At 71.6% G+C, this 17,464-nt stretch carries 14 protein-coding genes and 1 pseudogene; 7 read left to right on the forward strand and 8 right to left on the reverse strand.

What is annotated here, in order from left to right; all coding sequences use genetic code 11:
* Positions 1-186: 186 nt before the first annotated feature.
* On the forward strand, positions 187-2,151 hold the full coding sequence (locus tag KBX71_RS21000) for a penicillin-binding transpeptidase domain-containing protein (RefSeq protein ID WP_210819692.1): 1,965 nt from the start codon (positions 187-189) through the stop codon (positions 2,149-2,151).
* Between the two features lie 538 nt (positions 2,152-2,689).
* Here KBX71_RS21000 and KBX71_RS21005 read toward each other — a convergent pair.
* The 7 genes and pseudogenes from KBX71_RS21005 to KBX71_RS21035 all read right to left on the reverse strand — a co-directional run.
* Positions 2,690-3,656, reverse strand: a pseudogene (locus KBX71_RS21005) (arginase family protein); the annotation flags it as partial.
* Positions 3,657-3,722: 66 nt separating this feature from the next.
* On the reverse strand, positions 3,723-4,646 hold the full coding sequence (locus KBX71_RS21010; protein ID WP_210819694.1) for a tetratricopeptide repeat protein: 924 nt from the start codon (positions 4,644-4,646) through the stop codon (positions 3,723-3,725).
* 179 nt (positions 4,647-4,825) lie between these two features.
* Positions 4,826-6,514, reverse strand: a complete 1,689-nt coding sequence (locus KBX71_RS21015) for a methylmalonyl-CoA mutase (protein ID WP_196929768.1) — start codon at positions 6,512-6,514, stop codon at positions 4,826-4,828.
* Between the two features lie 76 nt (positions 6,515-6,590).
* Positions 6,591-7,007: an Asp23/Gls24 family envelope stress response protein gene (locus KBX71_RS21020; RefSeq protein ID WP_210819695.1), complete on the reverse strand. Its 417-nt coding sequence runs from the start codon at positions 7,005-7,007 to the stop codon at positions 6,591-6,593.
* Positions 7,008-7,036: 29 nt separating this feature from the next.
* Positions 7,037-7,456: an Asp23/Gls24 family envelope stress response protein gene (locus tag KBX71_RS21025; RefSeq protein WP_210819696.1), complete on the reverse strand. Its 420-nt coding sequence runs from the start codon at positions 7,454-7,456 to the stop codon at positions 7,037-7,039.
* Positions 7,457-7,659: 203 nt separating this feature from the next.
* Positions 7,660-8,661: a methylmalonyl Co-A mutase-associated GTPase MeaB gene (gene meaB / locus KBX71_RS21030; protein ID WP_210819697.1), complete on the reverse strand. Its 1,002-nt coding sequence runs from the start codon at positions 8,659-8,661 to the stop codon at positions 7,660-7,662.
* 55 nt (positions 8,662-8,716) lie between these two features.
* A complete protein-coding gene (locus tag KBX71_RS21035; protein ID WP_210819698.1) occupies positions 8,717-9,916 on the reverse strand; it encodes an acetyl-CoA C-acetyltransferase in 1,200 nt (399 codons plus the stop codon).
* Between the two features lie 61 nt (positions 9,917-9,977).
* On the opposite strand from KBX71_RS21035, the gene mce reads away from it, so the two are divergent.
* The 4 genes from mce to KBX71_RS21055 all read left to right on the forward strand — a co-directional run bounded on the left by mce (position 9,978) and on the right by KBX71_RS21055 (position 15,969).
* Positions 9,978-10,454, forward strand: a complete 477-nt coding sequence (gene mce / locus KBX71_RS21040) for a methylmalonyl-CoA epimerase (protein ID WP_210819699.1) — start codon at positions 9,978-9,980, stop codon at positions 10,452-10,454.
* Between the two features lie 234 nt (positions 10,455-10,688).
* Entirely contained in the window at positions 10,689-12,044 is a 1,356-nt protein-coding gene (gene ccrA / locus KBX71_RS21045) for a crotonyl-CoA carboxylase/reductase (protein WP_210819700.1), read from the forward strand.
* 355 nt (positions 12,045-12,399) lie between these two features.
* Positions 12,400-13,662, forward strand: coding sequence for a DivIVA domain-containing protein (locus tag KBX71_RS21050; RefSeq protein WP_196929763.1), 1,263 nt, complete (start codon positions 12,400-12,402; stop codon positions 13,660-13,662).
* Between the two features lie 177 nt (positions 13,663-13,839).
* Positions 13,840-15,969, forward strand: a complete 2,130-nt coding sequence (locus KBX71_RS21055; protein WP_210819701.1) for a hypothetical protein — start codon at positions 13,840-13,842, stop codon at positions 15,967-15,969.
* Positions 15,970-16,041: 72 nt separating this feature from the next.
* Here the strand turns inward: KBX71_RS21055 and KBX71_RS21060 are convergent, their stop codons facing one another.
* Complete coding sequence (locus KBX71_RS21060; protein ID WP_210819702.1) at positions 16,042-17,016, reverse strand: DUF559 domain-containing protein; 975 nt, start codon at positions 17,014-17,016, stop codon at positions 16,042-16,044.
* Between the two features lie 173 nt (positions 17,017-17,189).
* Here KBX71_RS21060 and KBX71_RS21065 point away from each other — a divergent pair, with 173 nt between their 5' ends.
* Complete coding sequence (locus tag KBX71_RS21065) at positions 17,190-17,336, forward strand: hypothetical protein (RefSeq protein WP_210819703.1); 147 nt, start codon at positions 17,190-17,192, stop codon at positions 17,334-17,336.
* Positions 17,327-17,458, forward strand: coding sequence for a DUF397 domain-containing protein (locus KBX71_RS21070; RefSeq protein ID WP_210819704.1), 132 nt, complete (start codon positions 17,327-17,329; stop codon positions 17,456-17,458). The genes KBX71_RS21065 and KBX71_RS21070 overlap by 10 nt, the downstream gene beginning before the upstream one ends.
* Positions 17,459-17,464: the final 6 nt, after the last annotated feature.

A 17,464-nucleotide genomic window follows, 5' to 3' on the forward strand; every position in this document is an offset into this window, starting at 1 on the left:
GATCGGGACTTTGTCCTTTCACCCGTTGCGGGTCCGAGGTTGGCCGGCTGCGGGATACCCCGCCACGCGATGTTCATCACACCGGCCTGGCCCGTCTTTGAGCGCGGCCACGCACCTGGGGGACGTTGGGGACGGCGTTCGCGTACTACCGTGCGGGGGCAGTCCGAGATCGGAAGGACCAGCTTCATGCCCTTGTCGTACCCCCGGCCCCACCGGCCGAACCTTGCCCGCCGCGTGGCCGCCGCCGTCAGCACGACGCTTCTCGCGGCGGGCGTCCTGGTCGGTTGCTCGGCCGACGACGGGCCGCAACGCAGCGTCGACGCCTTCCTCGCGGGCTGGCGCAGCGGTGACCTCCAGTCGGTCGGTCTGATCGACCCGCTCGGCTCGAAACTGCCGTCGGCCGACGTGGCTCGCGAGATCAAGGACCTCTCCGGTGAGCTGGCGGCCACCCCGCCGACGTTGACGCGTCGCGGCGAGCCGAAGATCACGAAGGACATCGCGACCACTACCGTCCAGGTGGAGTGGACCCTGCCCGGTCAGACCCGCTGGGCGTACGACCGGGAGGTGCGGCTCGCGCACGGCGGCGACGACCAGTGGCAGGTGATCTGGGAGCCGAAGGTGGTGCACGAGCAGCTCGCCAAGGGTGACCGGTTGGCGCTGCGCCGCGACGCCGGCGCCCGCGCCGGGGTGCTGGACAACGCCGGGAAGCCGCTCGTGACCCCGCGCCCGGTGGTCCGGGTGGGTGTGCAGCCCAACGGGGTCACCGACCTCAAGAAGCTCGTCAAGGACCTCGACGCGGCGTTCAAGGCCATCCGCCCGGCGTTGGTCCCCGGCGTCGACCTGGCCGACCTGCCCGAGCGGGTGACCAAGGCCGAGCCGGGTGCCTTCGTCGAGGTGGTGTCGCTCCGCGAGGAGGCGTACCGGCAGATCAAACCCCGGATCTACGACCTGCCCGGCACCAAGTTCGTCTCCGACAAGATCGACCTGGCGCCGACCCGCGAGTTCGCCCGTGCGCTGCTCGGCTCGGTCGACCCGGCGCAGGCCGACGACATCGCCGCACACCCCGACCGGTACGTCGTCGGCGACCTGGTCGGCCACGGCGGGCTGCAGGGCCGCTACGACGAGCGACTGCGCGGCGGCCCCGGGCTGACAGTGGTGGTCGAGCGGCCGGCCGAGGGCGGCAAACTCGAGCCGACCGGCACCGAACTGTTCCGCCGGGAGCCGCAGCCCGGCCAGGCGTTGAAGACCACGCTGGACGTCGCTGTCCAGAACGCGGCCGACGGGGCACTGCGCGCCGAGTCGCGCCGGTCCGCGGTGGTGGCGCTCCGGATCAGCGACGGCGCCGTGCTCGCCGCGGCGAACGGCCCCGGCCCGGCCGGGGAGAATCTGGCCTTCGACGCCCAGGTGCCTCCGGGTTCCACGTTCAAGATGGTCAGCACCCTGGGCCTCCTGGACCGGGGCGCGGTCACCCTGGACGGGCCGGTGGACTGCAAGAAGACCTTCACCGTGGACGGCAGGTCCTTCAAGAACTCGGACAACTTCGAACTCGGTTCGGTGCCGTTCCGCACCGACTTCGCCAAGTCCTGCAACACCGCGTTCGCCTCGCTGGCGCCGAAGCTCGGCGGTGACGGGCTGGCCGCGGCCGGCCGCTCGCTGGGCCTGGAGGGTCAATGGGACCTCGGCACTGACGCCTTCACCGGCAAGGTCTCGACGGGCGGCAGCCTGGCCGAGCAGGCCGCGGCGTCGTTCGGGCAGGGCACCACGCTGGTCAGCCCGCTGGCCATGGCCGGTGCCACCGCCGCCGTCGCCCGTGGCCGCTTCGAGCAGCCGAAGCTACTGACCGACCCGGCGCCGGCCAAGCCGGCCCCGGCGGGCGAGCAGCTCAAGCCGGAGTCCGTGGCGGCGCTGCGCACGATGATGCGCGAGGTGGTCACCACCGGCACCGGCAGCGCGCTCAAGGACGTTCCGGGCGAGGTGTACGGCAAGACCGGCACCGCCGAGTACGACGACAACCCGGCACACACCCACGCCTGGTTCGTCGGCTGGCGGGGCGATGTGGCGTTCGCCGTCTTCGTGGAGAAGGGCGGGGCCAGCACCGCCTCGGCCGTCCCGATCGCCGAGCGCTTCCTCCGCGCCCTCCCGCCTTCCTGACATCAGCGCGGCGAGATGGGTCAGGCCGTGTCGGCTTTGCGGTGGTCCGTGGGGTTCTGCGCCGGCAGGGAGGGTCGCCGGAGCAGGCCCGGGCCGGCCGACGCGGGCGGTCCGACCGGCTCCCGCTCGACAGTGGCCGCGATGTCCGCCGCGACGCCCGACTGCTCGGAGCGGGCCTGACCGTTGGTGACGGCTGGCTCGGTCTCGGCGACGTTGTCGCGGGGCACCACGCCCAGCAGGGGACGGCCGTCGGAAGAACCCACGCCGGCAGACCCGACATCGGAGGATCCGGCCTCCGCGAGCGAACCTGCGTCGACGGACGGGTCCCACGGGGGAACGTCGACGAACGACTCCTCGCCATCGGTCGCGCTCGGCATCGCATCCAGCCGCTCGGCGTCATCGAGCCCATCGAACCGCTCGCCACGGTCCAGCCCGTCGAGCCCATCGCGCTGCTCGCGGCGCTCGGCACGATCCAGCCCGTCGAGCCGCTGGGAGCGGTCGGGTCGTTCGGTGGCGGCCGGGGCCCGGCCGTTACCGCGCCGGGGGGAGGGCGTCGGCCGGGCCGACAGCAGTCGGGGTGGTACGGCTTCCGGAGCGCTCACCGGCGCCAGACCGGCGACCACGGTGTTGACGATCTCGGCCGCGTACGAGCCGTCCGGGTCGTAGTCGGGGTCGAAGACGGTCAGCTCCACGCCGAGGCAGTGCGGGGTGTCGACCAGGCCGGCGAGCAGGATCTCCAGCTCGGCGAAGGCGATTCCACCCGGGTCGGGGGCGTCCACGGCCGGCATCACCGCGGGGTCGAGGACGTCCACGTCGATGTGCACCCAGTAGCCCGCGCAGTCGGCGAGCTGTTCGTGCGCCCACTGGGCCGTCCGGGCGGCGCCTTCGGCACGGAGCGCCGGCACCGGTCGGGTGGTGATCCCGGCGGCCTGGAGGTCGAGCCGGTATTCGTCCTGTGCGCGGATGCCGAGCACCACCACGTCGATGTCGCGGAAGTAGGGCCGGCGACCCTCCAGCGCGGCCAGGTCGGCCTGCCCGCGCCCGGTGACCAGGGCCAGGTCCTCACCGGCGGCAGCCCCGACGTAGGAGGCGTTGCCGGGGTGCCGGAAGTCGGAGTGCCCGTCGACGAAGACGAGCCCGATCCGCCCGCCGACGGCCTCACCGAGGCGGTGCATGGCCAGGGCCGAGCCGAGCAGCACGGAGCAGTCGCCACCCAGCACCACCGGGAACTCGCCCCGGTCGATGATCGAGCCGATGCGTTCGGCGAGGGCCAGCGAGTAGTCGGCGATCTCTCTGGCGTGGCACACCCCGTCGCCGGGCCGCCAGTCGCCCGGGTCGTACCGGGCGGGGGTGACGCAGCCGGCGTCGCGGGCGCGGAGCCGGGCCAGCAGGTCGTGGTCGCGCAGCGCCCCGGGCGCCTTGGCGCAACCCGGGACCGACGTGGGCGTCGGCGGCCGCAGACCGAGATTTGTCGGCGCGTCGAGGACGGCGATCCGGCGCATCATGAGCTCCCGTCCTCGGTGGTCGGGCGGGCCGGCCGGAACGCCGGCCCGCGCTGGCGTGCTACGAACTCAGAACAGGGCGCTGGCCAGGGCCCGACGCGCCGAGGCGACAGCCGGGTCGTCCGGGCCGGCGATGGAGAAGAGCGAGACCAGGTGCTGGCGTACCGTCTCGCGATCCTCACCGGAGGTGCGCCGGACCAGACCGACGAGCCGCGCGTACGCCTGCTCGGCCAGGCCGCTGAGCACCTCGATGTCGGCGGCCAGCAGTTGGGCGTCGACATCGTCGGGGGCGCTCTCGGCGGCGGCCAGCGCGGTGGACGGGTCGGCGCCGGCAACCCGGCGGGCCACCCCGACCTGGGCCAGCCCCGCCGTGGCCGCGGCGTCCGGCGGGGCGTCGGCGAGGATCTTCCGGTACGCCTGCTCGGCGGCGTCCAGATCGCCGCTCATCAGCGCGTCGTCCGCCTCGTCGAGGCGGGGGTCCTCCGGCTCGGCGACGGCCACGCCGCCGGCCTTGAGCACGGCCTGGAGCCACTGCCGCAGCTGCGCCTCGGGCACCACTCCGGAGAAGGCGTCGACCGGCTGGCCGCCGACGACCGCGTAGACCATGGGAATGCCCTGAACCCGGAACATCTGCGCGATGCGGGGATTTTCCTGCACGTCGACCCGGGCCAGAACCCAGGTGCCGCCGTCCTCAGCGTTCAGCCGCTCCAGAACCGGGGCGAACTCGTCGCTCTCCGGGAAGCCGGCCGCGCCGAAGAACACGACGACGGGCGTGGCCATCGAGCGTTCGAGCACGTCGGACTGGATGGTCGCCTCGGTGACGTCCACGATGGCGGTGTCACCGCCGGCGGTGGGCGCGCCGGGGGCGCCGTTGGACGGGCCGCCCTGCGGGGGCGTGCCGGGGCGGGTAGCGGCTGGTGCGGGGCCACGCAGCGTGCTGAGGTCGACCGCGCCGCGGGTGAAGATCGACGAGGTGATCCGTGGGTCGCTCATGGTTACCTAGTCTCGCACGTGAGCCCCCGATCTCAGCTCACCCGCAACCCCGACGTTGCGACTCTCACGCCCCGCCCCCACCCCCCGCGATCTTGCACATTCTGTCGCCGGTACGCCACATTTACGCCTTATGTCGTCGCACAAACTGCAAGATCGACGGGGTGGGGGTGGGGGTGGGGTTAGAAGCGGGCTGGCTCTCGGTAGGTGCCCCACTCGGCGCGCAGGGCGTCGCAGATCTCGCCCAGGGTCGCCTCGGCGCGGACCGCGTCGAGCATGGCGGGGATCATGTTCTCGTCGGTGCGGCTCGCCTCGATCATCCGGGTCACCGCGGCGCGGACCGCCGACTCGTCCCTGGCGCTCTTGCGGTCGGCGAGCACCCGGCGCTGCTCCAGCTCCACCTCGTGCGAGATGCGCAGGATCTCCAGTTCCTTGGCGACGGTGCCGGTGTGGCAGTTGACCCCGACGATCTTCTTGTCGCCCTTCTCGAGGGCCTGCTGGTAGACGAAGGCCGACTCGGCGATGTGACCGGTGAACCAGCCGTCCTCGATACCGCGCAGGATGCCCGAGGTCATCGGGCCGATCTGGTGCGGTCCGTCCCCGCCGAGCTGCCGGATCCGGGCGAAGATCTCCTCCGCCTCGGCCTCGATCTTGTCGGTCAGCGCCTCGACGTACCAGGAGCCGCCGAGCGGGTCGGCCACGTTCACCACGCCGGTCTCCTCCATCAGCACCTGCTGGGTACGCAGGGCGATCTCGGCCGACTCGTCGGTGGGCAGCGCCAGGGTCTCGTCCAGCGCGTTGGTGTGCAGCGAGTTCGTGCCGCCGAGCACCGCCGCGAGGGCCTCGACCGCGGTGCGTACCACGTTGTTGACCGGCTGCTGCGCGGTCAGCGACACCCCGGCGGTCTGCGTGTGGAACCGCAGCCACAGTGCCTTCTCGCTGGTCGCGCCGTAGACGTCGCGCAGCCAGCGGGCCCAGATCCGGCGGGCGGCCCGGAACTTGGCGATCTCCTCGAAGAAGTCGAGGTGCGAGTCGAAGAAGAAGCTCAGCCCCGGCGCGAAGACGTTCACGTCCAGCCCACGCGAAAGCCCCAGCTCGACGTAGCCGAAACCGTCCGCCAGGGTGTACGCCAGCTCCTGCGCCGCGGTCGACCCGGCCTCGCGGATGTGGTAGCCGGAGACCGACAGCGGCTTGTAGCGCGGGATCTCCCGGGCGCAGTACTCCATCAGGTCGCCGATCAGGCGCAGGTGCGGCTCCGGGTCGAAGAGCCACTCCTTCTGCGCGATGTACTCCTTGAAGATGTCGGTCTGCAGGGTGCCGTCCAGCTTGGACAGGTCGGCGCCCTGCCGCTCGGCGGCGACCAGGTACATGCAGAACACCGGCACGGCCGGGCCGGAGATGGTCATCGAGGTGGTGACGCCGGCCAGGTCGATGCCGTCGAAGAGCGCCTGCATGTCGGTGGCGGTGTCGATGGCCACGCCGCAGTGGCCCACCTCGCCGAGCGCCTGCGGGTCGTCCGAGTCGCGACCCATCAGGGTCGGCATGTCGAACGCCACCGAGAGGCCGCCGCCTCCGGCGCCGAGGATCATCTTGTAGCGCTCGTTGGTCTGCTGGGCGTTGCCGAAGCCGGCGAACTGCCGGATCGTCCAGGTCCGCCCGCGGTAGCCGGTCGGATACAAACCCCTGGTGTACGGATACTCGCCCGGCCAGCCGATCCGTTCGAAGCCCGGATAGGTGGCCCCCTCCGGCGGTCCGTACACCGGGTCCACCGGCGTCCCGGAGAGCGTGGTGAAGTCCGCGTCCCGCTTGCGCGCGGCGTCGTACCGGGCCTGCCAGCGCGCCCGTCCGGCGTCGATCTCGTCGGCGTCCATGAGCAGGGCTCCTCCTCGGGTCCTCGACTGCACGTCGAGTGTAAGGCCCCTACCTGAACGATCGCTAAGTCACGCCCTACCGGGAGGTAACAGCCGCCGCGGGCCCGCCCATCGCCACGTCGTCGACCCGGATGTTGACCTCGTCGACCCGCAGCCCGTACGCCTCGACCGCCTCCGTCACCTGGGCACGTACCTGACCGGTGATCTCCGGCACCGGCCGACCTGCCTCAATCACCAACACCAGGTTGACCACGGCGGCGTCCCCGGTCACGTGGGCCGAACAACCCCGCCGGGCGTCACCCACCTGGTCCAGCCCGACCCGGTCGAGAACCGCGTTGAAGAACCGGGCGACGTCCCCGCCCAGGTCGGCCACGCCGGGCACCGCGCGGGCCGCCGCGACGACGATCTTCTCGATCACCTCGTCGGCGACCTCCGTCGTCCCACCAGCCGGCACCGACGCCCTGGTCAGCTCGTGCGTTGCTTCCAGGTCCACAGTCGCTCCCTGCTCCTTGCCGCTACGCCTCAGGCTCCGGCGGCCGGCCCTGGCTGGTTCAGCTCGATGTCGTCCACAGTGACGTTGACCTGGGTGACCGTCAGGCCGTACTTCTCCACTGCCTCGATCACCGCGGCCCGCACCGCCTCGGTCACGTCGGCCACGACGTGCCCGGCGTCGATCACCAGGACCACGTTGATGACGGCCGAGCCGCCCTTCACGTCGGCCGAGATGCCCCGCCGAGCGTCGCCCACCTCGTCCAGGCCGATCTTGTCCAGCACGCTGTTGAAGAACCGGGAGACATCGCCGCCGAGATCGGCGACACCGGGCACGGCACGAGCGGCCGTGCCGGCGATCTTCTCCACGACCTCGTCGGAGACCGACGTGACACCCCGGGCCGCGCCCGTCGCTGGCTGCACCGCACCGGCGTTCTCCACCGCGTCCGTCATGATCACATCTCCCCTGGTCCCGACGCATTGTGGACCGACCGGCTCGTCAGCCCGCTTCGCGGAAGCCTCGCTTGCGGCCACGCGCGGCGAGCCTACTAAAACCAGAGCGACCTTCGCTTGCGGGCGTGCGGCGCGCGCCGGCCGGCCGAACGAGCGACGGCGTCCGCACCGGACGGTGCCGATTGGACGCGCGGGTCGCCGGTTCAGCGGGCGAGCTGGGCGAGCAACTCGTCAGCCGCCGTGTACGGATCGGTCGCACCCTCGGCAACCCTGGTGGCGAGCGTGGTCAGCTCCGTACCGTCGCGCAGTGAGCCGATCCGGGCGCGGAGGGTGCCGAGCGCGATCGCCTCGATCTCGGCGGCGGCCCGCGCTTCCTGCCGGCGGCGTAGCTCGCCGTGCTCGACCAGCCAGCCGCGGTGCTTGTCGATGGCGGCGGCGATGTCGTCGATGCCCTCGCCGCGCGCGGCGACCGACCGGACCACCTGCGGGCGCCACTGCCCCGGCCCGCGCTCACCGAGAGCGATCATGCCCTGGATGTCACGGACGGTGGCGTCGACGCCGTCCCGGTCCGCCTTGTTGACCACGAACACGTCGGCGATCTCCAGGATGCCGGCCTTGACCGCCTGGATCGCGTCGCCCATCCCGGGCGCGAGCAGCACCAGAGTCGTGTCGGCCAACGAGGCGACCTCCACCTCTGCCTGCCCGACGCCGACGGTCTCCACCAGCACCACGTCGCAGCCGGCGCCCTCCAGCACCCGGACCGCCTGCGGCGTCGCCGCGGCCAACCCGCCGAGGTGCCCCCGGCTGGACATCGACCGGATGTAGACACCCGGATCGGTGGCGTGGTCCTGCATCCGCACCCGGTCGCCGAGGATCGCCCCGCCGGTGAACGGGCTGGACGGGTCGACCGCCAGCACGCCGACCCGGTGCCCCTGCGCCCGCAGCGCGCGAACCAGCTCGTTCGTGGTGGTCGACTTGCCCACCCCTGGTGAACCGGTCAGCCCGACCACCTGGGCCTGCCCGGCGTACGGCGCCAGCGCCGCGGCGACCGCCGGCAACAGCGCGTCACCGTTCTCCACCAATGTGATCAGGCGGGCCACCGCACGGGGGTCGCCCGCGCGGGCCCGCTCGACCAGCAGCGGTACGTCCCGGCTGCGGCGCACCGACGTGGTGCCCGCAACCGGAACGTGCTCAGCCTCGCTCACTGTGTCATCTTTGTTCGCGACTGCGGGGCTCGCAAAACCGGCTCGCTCCTCGCGCTCACTGGCTGGCCGCGGCATTTCCCGGCACGTGGATGATCAGCGCGTCGCCCTGGCCGCCGCCGCCACAGAGCGCCGCCGCGCCGGTGCCACCGCCGCGTCGCTTCAGCTCCAGGGCGAGGGTGAGTACGAGACGCGCGCCCGACATCCCGATCGGGTGCCCCAGCGCGATAGCGCCGCCGTTGACGTTGACCTTGTCCGGGTCGACCCCCAGGTCCCGGGTGGACTGGACACCGACCTGCGCGAACGCCTCGTTGATCTCGATGAGGTCCAGGTCCGCCACGCTCAGTCCGCCCTTCTTCAGGGCGTGGTTGATGGCGTTGGACGGCTGCGAGTGCAGGGAGTTGTCCGGGCCCGCCACGTTGCCGTGCGCACCGATCTCGGCCAGCCAGGTCAGCCCCAGCTCCTTCGCCTTGGCCTTGCTCATCACGAGCACCGCGGCGGCGCCGTCGGAGATCGGCGAGGAGCTGCCGGCGGTGATGGTGCCGTCCTTGGCGAAGGCGGGGCGGAGCTTGGCCAGCGACTCGACTGTGGTGTCCGGGCGAATGCCCTCGTCCTCGCTGATCACCAGCGGGTCACCCTTGCGCTGCGGGATGACCACCGGGGCGATCTCGTCGGCGAAGTGACCGTTCTTCTGCGCGGCGGCGGCCCGCTGGTGGCTGGCGGCGGCGAAGGCGTCCTGCTCCGCGCGGGAGATGCCGTGCCTGGCGCCGAGCCGCTCGGTCGACTCGCCCATCGAGCAGCAGTCCCAGGCGTCGCTGAGCCCGTCGTGCGCCATGTGGTCCTTGACCACCACGTCGCCGTACTTGTAGCCGGCGCGCTGGCCCATCAGCAGGTGCGGGGCGTTGGTCATCGACTCCATGCCGCCGGCCACCACGATGTCGAACTCGCCGGCGCGGATCAGCTGGTCGGCCAGGGCGATCGCGTCCAGGCCGGAGAGGCAGACCTTGTTGATGGTCAGCGCCGGCACGGACATCGGCACGCCGGCCTCGACCGCCGCCTGCCGAGCGGGGATCTGACCGGCGCCGGCCTGCAACACCTGCCCCATGATCACGTACTGGACCTGGTCCGGGCTGACGCCGGCCCGCTCCAGCGCCGCCTTGATGGCGACCCCGCCGAGCTTCGTGGCCGGGAGGTCCTTGAGGTTGCCCAGCAGCCGGCCCATCGGGGTCCGCGCGCCGCTGACGATCACCGAAGCCATGCCTGCCTCCGAGGGGGGTGCCGAGCTGTAGCCTTAACGATAGTTCGGCCAGACTAGCGTCATGGCAGAGAACTCCCCCGTCGAGCCCGGTGCGGACTACGTCACAGACATCGGGCTTCGCAAGATTGACCACGTCGGGATCGCCGTGGCCGACCTGGACGCCGCGATCGACTTCTACCAGCGGACGTTCGGCATGCGCTGCGTACACGTCGAGACCAACGTCGAGCAGGGCGTTCGGGAAGCGATGCTGGCCGTCGGGCCAACCGCCGAGGGCGGCTGCGTGCAGTTGCTCGCCCCGCTCACCCCGGAGTCGACGATCGCGAAGTTCCTGGACCGCAACGGGCCGGGCGTGCAGCAGGTCGCGTACACCGTGGTGGACATCGACGCGGCCTGCGCGGCGCTGCGCGAGCGCGGCGTGCGCCTCCTCTACGACGCTCCGAGGCGTGGCACCGCGGACAGCCGGATCAACTTCGTCCACCCCAAGGACGCCGGCGGCGTCCTCATCGAGTTGGTCCAACCCGCCCCCACTCCCCACTGACCGCCAACCGCGCACGTCAGTGCGCGGTTGGCGGGGTGGTCGGACACCTTCACGCATCGGCGGATGCAGTTTTTCACAGAGGACTTCCCGGCCTAGCTACCGTTCAGTAACGTCCGGCCCCACAGGAGCGCGACCGGTGCCGGATGTGTCGAATGCCGACATGGCGGTCGTGCCCACCGGCGCCGACGATGGCAGCACCCGGGCCCGTGGGGTGCGGACGAACCGGAGGTCACCGTGCAGGACATCCTCGAAGCGATCATGGCGGCGGAGGAATCGAACGATCCGGACCGCGAACTCGCCGGCCTCGCCGGGCTGCCCGTACCGGAGAGCTACCGGGGCGTGGTGGTCCGCGCCGAGGAGTCCCGGATGTTCGACGGCATGGCCACCCGGGACAAGGACCCCCGCAAGGCCCTGCACGTGCAGGAGGTGCCGACGCCGGAGCTGGCGCCGGGCGAGGCACTGGTCGCGGTGATGGCCAGCGCGATCAACTACAACACGGTGTGGACCAGCATCTTCGAGCCGCTGCCCACCTTCAGGTTCCTGGAGCGCTACGGCCGGGTCTCCGAGCTGACCCGCCGACACGACCTGCCGTACCACGTGGTCGGCTCGGACGCGGCGGGCGTGGTGCTGCGCACCGGCCCCGGGGTGACCCGCTGGGCGCCCGGCGACGAGGTGGTCGCGCACTGCCTCTCCGTCGAGTTGGAGGACGCGGCCGGGCACGACGACACAATGCTCGACCCGCAGCAGCGGATCTGGGGTTTCGAGACCAACTTCGGCGGGCTGGCCGAGCTGGCCGTGGTCAAGGCCAACCAGCTGATGCCCAAGCCGCGGCACCTCAGCTGGGAGGAGGCGGCCAGCCCCGGGCTGGTCAACTCCACCGCGTACCGGCAGCTCGTCTCGCACCACGGCGCCAACATGAAGCAGGGCGACGTGGTGCTGATCTGGGGCGCCTCCGGCGGCCTCGGCGGGTACGCCACGCAGATGGCGCTCAACGGCGGGGCGATCCCGGTCTGCGTGGTGTCCTCACCGGAGAAGGCCGAGCTGTGCCGCCGGATGGGCGCGGAGCTGGTCATCGACCGGGCCGCCGAGGGCTTCCGCTTCTGGAAGGACGAGGAGACCCAGGACCCGGACGAGTGGCGGCGCTTCGGCGAGCGGATCCGTGAGCTGACCAGCGGCGAGGACCCGGACATCGTGTTCGAGCACCCGGGTCAGGAAACCTTCGGCGCCAGCGTCTACGTGGCCCGGCGCGGCGGGACCATCGTCACCTGCGCCTCCACCAGCGGCTTCCAGCACCAGTACGACAACCGCTACCTGTGGATGCACCTCAAGCGGATCGTCGGCAGCCACTTCGCCAACTACCACGAGGCGTGGCAGGCCAACCGCCTGGTCGCGCTCGGCAAGGTGCACCCGACGGTGTCCCGCACCTACCCCTTGGAGCAGACCGGCCAAGCCGCGTACGAGGTGCACCGCAACGCCCACCAGGGCAAGGTCGGCGTGCGCTGCCTCGCACCCACCGACGGGCTGGGCGTACGCGACGGAGAGTTGCGGGCCCGACACGAGGACGCGATCAACCGGTTCCGGGGTCACTGACCGGCACCGCCGGTCCCAGGGGGCACTGACCGGCACCGCCGGTCCCAGGCGGCACTGACCGGCACCGCCGGGCGGGTCCCGGCCGGACGGTGGAACGCTGGATGACCATTGCGCCGATCGCTCATTGTTCTTCCGCCCCCATTAGCGGATAACCCACCCGGATCGAACAAAGGGCCTCGGGGTAACCCCGGGGCCCTTTTCCGCGTCACGCTGCGTGTCGTCCGACCCGCCGGGACCTGCCAAGATCGCCGATTGGTCCAACCTCGCCGATCGCGGGAGTTGACCATGTAAAGAGGGCACGAAAGCTTCCCACCGCTCTTGCGAAGCACCCTGGGGCGTCTGCCAGTATGTCCCAATGCCCCAGCAGCAGTCCTCCCCTCTCGCGTTCTTCGATAACGCGAACTCGCAGCCAGATTTCACCGTTGGCCTGCGCGGATACAACACCCATCAGGTCGACGACTTCCTCGGCCGGATGACCGCCGCGCTGACCCAGTCCGAGCAGGCCCGTGCCGAGGCCGAGCAGCGGATGAACGACGCCCAGCGTCGGCTCCGCCAGGCCGAGCAGCGCATGAGTGCGCTGGAGCAGAAGCTCACCGACACGAACAAGCAGCTCGAAGAGAACAGCCGGCCCACCCTCTCCGGGCTCGGCACTCGCGTTGAGCAGATCCTCCGGCTCGCCGAGGAGCAGGCCAACGACCACCGCAACGAGGCCAAGCGCGAGTCGGAGGGCATCCTCTCCGCCGCCCGCCTCGAGGCCCGTGAGATCACCGACAAGGCCCGTGCCGAGGCCGCGGCCATGAAGGCGAGCGCCGAGCGCGAGGCGGGCAACCTGCGCACGGCCGCCGAGCGCGAGGCCGCCGAGGTCCGGGTGCAGGCCCGCCGCGAGGCTGACACGCTGCGCGCCGACGCCGACCGTGAGACCAAGCAGCTGCGTACGGTCACCGCGCACGAGGTGGCCGAGCTGAAGTCGACTGTCGAGCGGGAGGTCGCCACCCTCCGGGCCACCGCCGAGCGGGAGATCACCCAGCAGCGGGCGAAGGCAGCCCGGGAGGCTGAGGAGAAGCGCGCCGAGGCGACCAAGCTGCTCACCGATGCGCGGGACAAGCGCGACAAGGACCTGCAGGCCCTGGAGCTTCAGCTGGCCGAGCGGCGGGAGAAGGCCGAGCGCGAGGAGTCCGAGCGCCACGCCGCCCAGGTCTCGCAGACCCAGAAGATGGTCAGCGAGGCCGAGCAGCGTGCCCGGGCCGCGCAGGAGCGGGCCAAGGAGATCGAGCAGCGCGCCGAGGCGCGGCGGGTCGAGTCGGAGCGCAACGCCGCCGAGACGGTCGACAAGGCCAAGGCCCACTCGGAGAAGACCCTCAACGAGGCGAAGGCCGAGTCGCAGCGTCTGCTCACCGAGGCTCGCACCGAGGCCGAGCTGACCACGCAGGCCGCCCGCCGCGAGGTCGATGACCTCACCCGGCAGAAGGACGCGGTCACGTCGCAGCTGGGTCAGATGCTCTCCGGGCTCGCCGGCATCGTTCCGGGAATGCCGGCGCAGGCCGCTCCGGCTGCCAAGCCGGACGCGAAGAAGACCGAGGGCGGTCAGGAGCGGGTGCCCGCGGAGACCGCCGGCTGACGCGAGGCGTCAGGTCGGGGCATCGACGGCGCGAGGTGACACCGGGTAACCGGTGCCACCTCGCGCCGTATGCGTTTCCTCACCGGTGGTATCCGCCGACCGCAACAGAGTGAAGTAGCTCCCACAAGGCCCGTCCGTATCGCCCCAGCAGGGCCCGTTGCGTGTGAGGATGGGGGCATGTCGCACGGCGAGGAACTGTTCGCGCTCGGCGGGGACGTGACGACGGAGCCCAGCTTCGAGTCCGCTCTGCGGGGGTACGAGAAGAAACAGGTCGACCGTTATGTCGCGCGTGCTGAGCACGAGATCGCGACCCTCGCCTCCGAACGGGAACAGGCGTACACACAGATCCACAAGCTCGCCGGCCAGGTCGAGGTTCTCCAGCGCGACCTGACCCAGGTGCGCAAGCAGATGAACGTGGTCGACCGGGCGTCGTTCCGGCATCTCGGCCCGCGGGTCGAGTCGATCCTCACTCTCGCCGAGGAGCAGGCCGAGCAGATCCTCACCGACGCTAACGGTGAGATCGAGGCCCGTCGTGCCGCGGCCGAGCACATCATCGAGGAGGCCCGCGAGCAGGCCGCGCGGGCTCTGAAGGACTTCGAGATCGCCCTCGCCGCCCGACGCGCGGAGGAGGAGCGGCACAGCTCCGCCCGGCGGGCCGAGGCGGAGGCGACCCTGCGTTCGGCCAAGGACGAGTCGGCGCAGTTGCGCAAGGCTGCGCAGGACGCGCTGGCGAAGGCCCAGCAGGAGGCCACCCAGCTACGGGACTCCGCCAAGGAGATCCACACCCGGGCCCAGCAGGAGGCCACCAAGCTGCGCGAGACGGCCCGCGAGACGTTGGCCCACGCCCGGCAGGAGGCCAGCGATCTGCGCGATGCCGCCAAGGAGGTGCACGCCAAGGCCCTCCAGGAGGCCAAGCGGCTCACCGACACCGCGACCGAGGCCGGGCGGGCCACCCACGCCAAGGCGCAGCAGGAGGCCAAGCAGATCATCGACGACGCGTCGATGGCCGGCCGGGCCACTCGCGCCAAGGCGCAGCAGGAGGCCGAGCGGCTGACGACGCAGGCCACCGAGTCGACGAAGCGCAGCCGCGCCGACACCGAGGCGTACGTGCAGCGGATGCGCACCGAGACCGAGGCGTACGTGCAGCACACCCGGGCGCAGACCCAGCAGGAGCTGGGCGCGTGGCGGGCCGGGGTGGAGCAGGAGGTCAACTCCCGGCGGGAGGCGGCCGATCGGGAGTTGGCGCAGCGACAGTCCACCGCCGAGCGGGAGTTCGCGAAGCGCCGCGACGAGTTGGACAAGCAGCACACGTCGCGCCAGCAGGAACTGGAGGCCGGGTTCGCCGGCCGTCAGCAGGAGCTGGAGAGCGGCTTCACGAGCCGCAGGGACGAGCTGGAGACCGAGTACTCCACGCGGAAGAACGAGCTGGAGACCGAGTACACCGCTCGCAAGAACGAGATCGAGCAGGGCGCGGCCGGCGTCCGTCAGGCGGCCGAGCAGGATGCGGCAGCGCTGCGCCAGCGGTCCGAGGCGGAGGCCGCGGAGCTGCTGAGCCGGGCCGAGACTGAGGCCGGCGACAAGCGCCGCAAGGCCGACGAGCATGTCGCGGCATCGCGGCGGCAGTTCGAGGAGTACGCGGCCACCACGCAGCAGCACCTGGCCACCACCCAGCAGCACCTGGCGGCGACCCAACAGGAGTCGGCGGCGGGCCGGCAGCAGTTGGCCCACGTGATGCTGGAGATCGCCCAGGCCCAGCAGCAGCTCGCGGATCTGCGGCAGGAAACCTGGAAGGCCCGGCAGGAGTCCGACGAGTTCCAGCGTCAGATGTCCGAGCAGCGGTTGCAGAGTGTCACCGGCCCGATCGACGGCCCGACCGCGCCGGCCGCAGAGAACGGCCCGATCGACGGCCCGACCCCGCCGGCCGCGGAGAACGGCGCGAGCGGAGGCGGGCCCGATGGTGGGGGCGACGGCGTGAGCGTTGCCGCCGGCGCGGCCTCCGGGTCGGGTACGGGCACCGGGCTGAAGACGGACCCCGCCGACACCAGGCAGCCGGTGAACGCGGGCGCGGAGGAGTCCGGGCAGTCCACGACGCGGCCGGTGGCCGAGCCGATGACCACCGTGGACGGTGGGACGGCGAGCGCCGGGGTGGACGGGGAGCCGACCGTGGCCGCCGTTCCGGGCGAGGGTGGCCGGGGCGCCAAGCCCACCAAGATCACTAGCACCGGTGAGAACGGCAAGCGACCCACCAAGCCGACCACCGACGAGCGCAGCGCCAAGCCCAGCAAGGTCACCATCGAGAAGGAGTGACGGGCACCCGCCCGTCCAGGCTTCGAGATCTTGGACACTTTTCGTCAGCGGCTGACGGAAAGTGTCCAAGATTCACTTTTGCGTGGGGTGGCGAACGGGCGGGGTGGGGGTCCAGCCGGCTGCGGTGAGGGCGCGGCGGACGGTTTCGGCGACCTCGTCGGGGCGGGCGCGGACCAGCCAGGCCGGGAAGCGCAGAATCCGGTCGCCGCTGGTCCAGACGTCATTCTGCCGGCGCATGTCCGCCGCCCACTGCTTGGCGTCCATGTGGTGCGCGCCGTCGATCTCCACCTGCACCCGCCACTCCCGCCAGTACGCGTCGAGCCAGCGGTTCCGGCCGGCCGCGTCGACCCGGTGCTCCTGGAGGTCGGGGGCGGGCAACCGGTGTCGACGGCACAGCCGCACAAAGTCGATCTCGGAGAGCGCCTGTGCGCCGCCGGCGATGTCGCTGACGGTCTGCAGGATCAGCTGCCGACGGGCGGCCCGAGGGAGGACGTCGAGCACCGCCCGCAACTCCTCGGGCAGCACCCGGCGTTGCTGGCAGCCGGCGGCCAGCACCGCCTGCGCCTCGTCCACGCCGGCCGCCCAGCCAGCAGCGTCCACCAAGGCCCGCGCCGTCGTGGTGCGCGGCGGGCGGGCACGTTGAAGATGGGCCTCGGGTAGGACCGTTGTGCGGTGGACCAGGACGGCGGGCATGTCGATCGGAAGTCGACGCAGGGTGCTCCGCGCGGCACGGCGAGCTGCCGGCACCAGCACGTGCAGCGGCTCGCGCCGCAGTCCCCGTACCCCGGCTTCGGCGGCTGCCGACACCCCGGCCAGCACCGCCCCCGGCCCGGCTGCCAGCACCGCCACCCAGAGCTGTTGATCGCGGGTGAGTCGGCCGTTGCCGGCCAGCAGAATCCCGCGACAGATCGACCGCCACCGACCGGACCGAATCCGGCCTCGCACCGTCCCCTCACTGAGCAGGCTGGCGACCTGCGCGGTCGTCAGCACCCCCGCCTGCTCGAAGGCGAGCCAGTCGAGTGCGTCGGCGTCATCGGCGGGCAGCATCCGAACAGCTTTCGCCGTTGAACGCCGCCTCACCACCAGATCTTGGACAGTTTCCGTTAGGTCCTAACGGAAACTGTCCAAGATCTGGTGGTGGGCAGAGGCCGGGGCCCACACGTCGGCCTTTCCGGCCGTTCAATCTGGCCCGAGGCGCCGACGGTGGTTGGGTGGGGCACATGGAGCACCAGATTGACGGTCTCGTCGTCGATGGCGACCATGAGGTGGCTACTCTGCTGGGGCGCTGGGAGATGATCAAAAACGGTGCGTTGTCCCGCCGCCAGTCGATCGAACTGATGAAGAGAGTTGTGGCCTCATGGACCTGACCGGCGCGCTCTGGCGCACATCCAGCCATAGCGGCAACGGAGACCCGACCGGTCCGGTGCTGGTGTTCGCGCCTGCTGCGTGGCGGGCGTTCGTGGCCGTTGCCCGTCGCCCGAGCGCCTGAGCCGGG

This window comes from Micromonospora sp. D93, from assembly GCF_018070365.1.
GTDB classification, from domain to species: Bacteria; Actinomycetota; Actinomycetes; order Mycobacteriales; family Micromonosporaceae; genus Micromonospora; species Micromonospora ureilytica.

Bases quoted from the DNA above. Each gene is read 5' to 3' on its own strand.
- KBX71_RS21000 (WP_210819692.1), top strand. From the start codon at position 187: ATGCCCTTGTCGTACCCCCGGCCCCACCGGCCGAACCTTGCCCGCCGC.
- KBX71_RS21010 (WP_210819694.1), bottom strand. From the start codon at position 4,646: ATGAGCGACCCACGGATCACCTCGTCGATCTTCACCCGCGGCGCGGTC.
- KBX71_RS21015 (WP_196929768.1), bottom strand. From the start codon at position 6,514: ATGGACGCCGACGAGATCGACGCCGGACGGGCGCGCTGGCAGGCCCGG.
- KBX71_RS21025 (WP_210819696.1), bottom strand. From the start codon at position 7,456: ATGACGGACGCGGTGGAGAACGCCGGTGCGGTGCAGCCAGCGACGGGC.
- KBX71_RS21035 (WP_210819698.1), bottom strand. From the start codon at position 9,916: ATGGCTTCGGTGATCGTCAGCGGCGCGCGGACCCCGATGGGCCGGCTG.
- mce (WP_210819699.1), top strand. From the start codon at position 9,978: ATGGCAGAGAACTCCCCCGTCGAGCCCGGTGCGGACTACGTCACAGAC.
- KBX71_RS21050 (WP_196929763.1), top strand. From the start codon at position 12,400: ATGCCCCAGCAGCAGTCCTCCCCTCTCGCGTTCTTCGATAACGCGAAC.
- KBX71_RS21055 (WP_210819701.1), top strand. From the start codon at position 13,840: ATGTCGCACGGCGAGGAACTGTTCGCGCTCGGCGGGGACGTGACGACG.
- KBX71_RS21060 (WP_210819702.1), bottom strand. From the start codon at position 17,016: ATGCTGCCCGCCGATGACGCCGACGCACTCGACTGGCTCGCCTTCGAG.
- KBX71_RS21065 (WP_210819703.1), top strand. From the start codon at position 17,190: ATGGAGCACCAGATTGACGGTCTCGTCGTCGATGGCGACCATGAGGTG.
- KBX71_RS21070 (WP_210819704.1), top strand. From the start codon at position 17,327: ATGGACCTGACCGGCGCGCTCTGGCGCACATCCAGCCATAGCGGCAAC.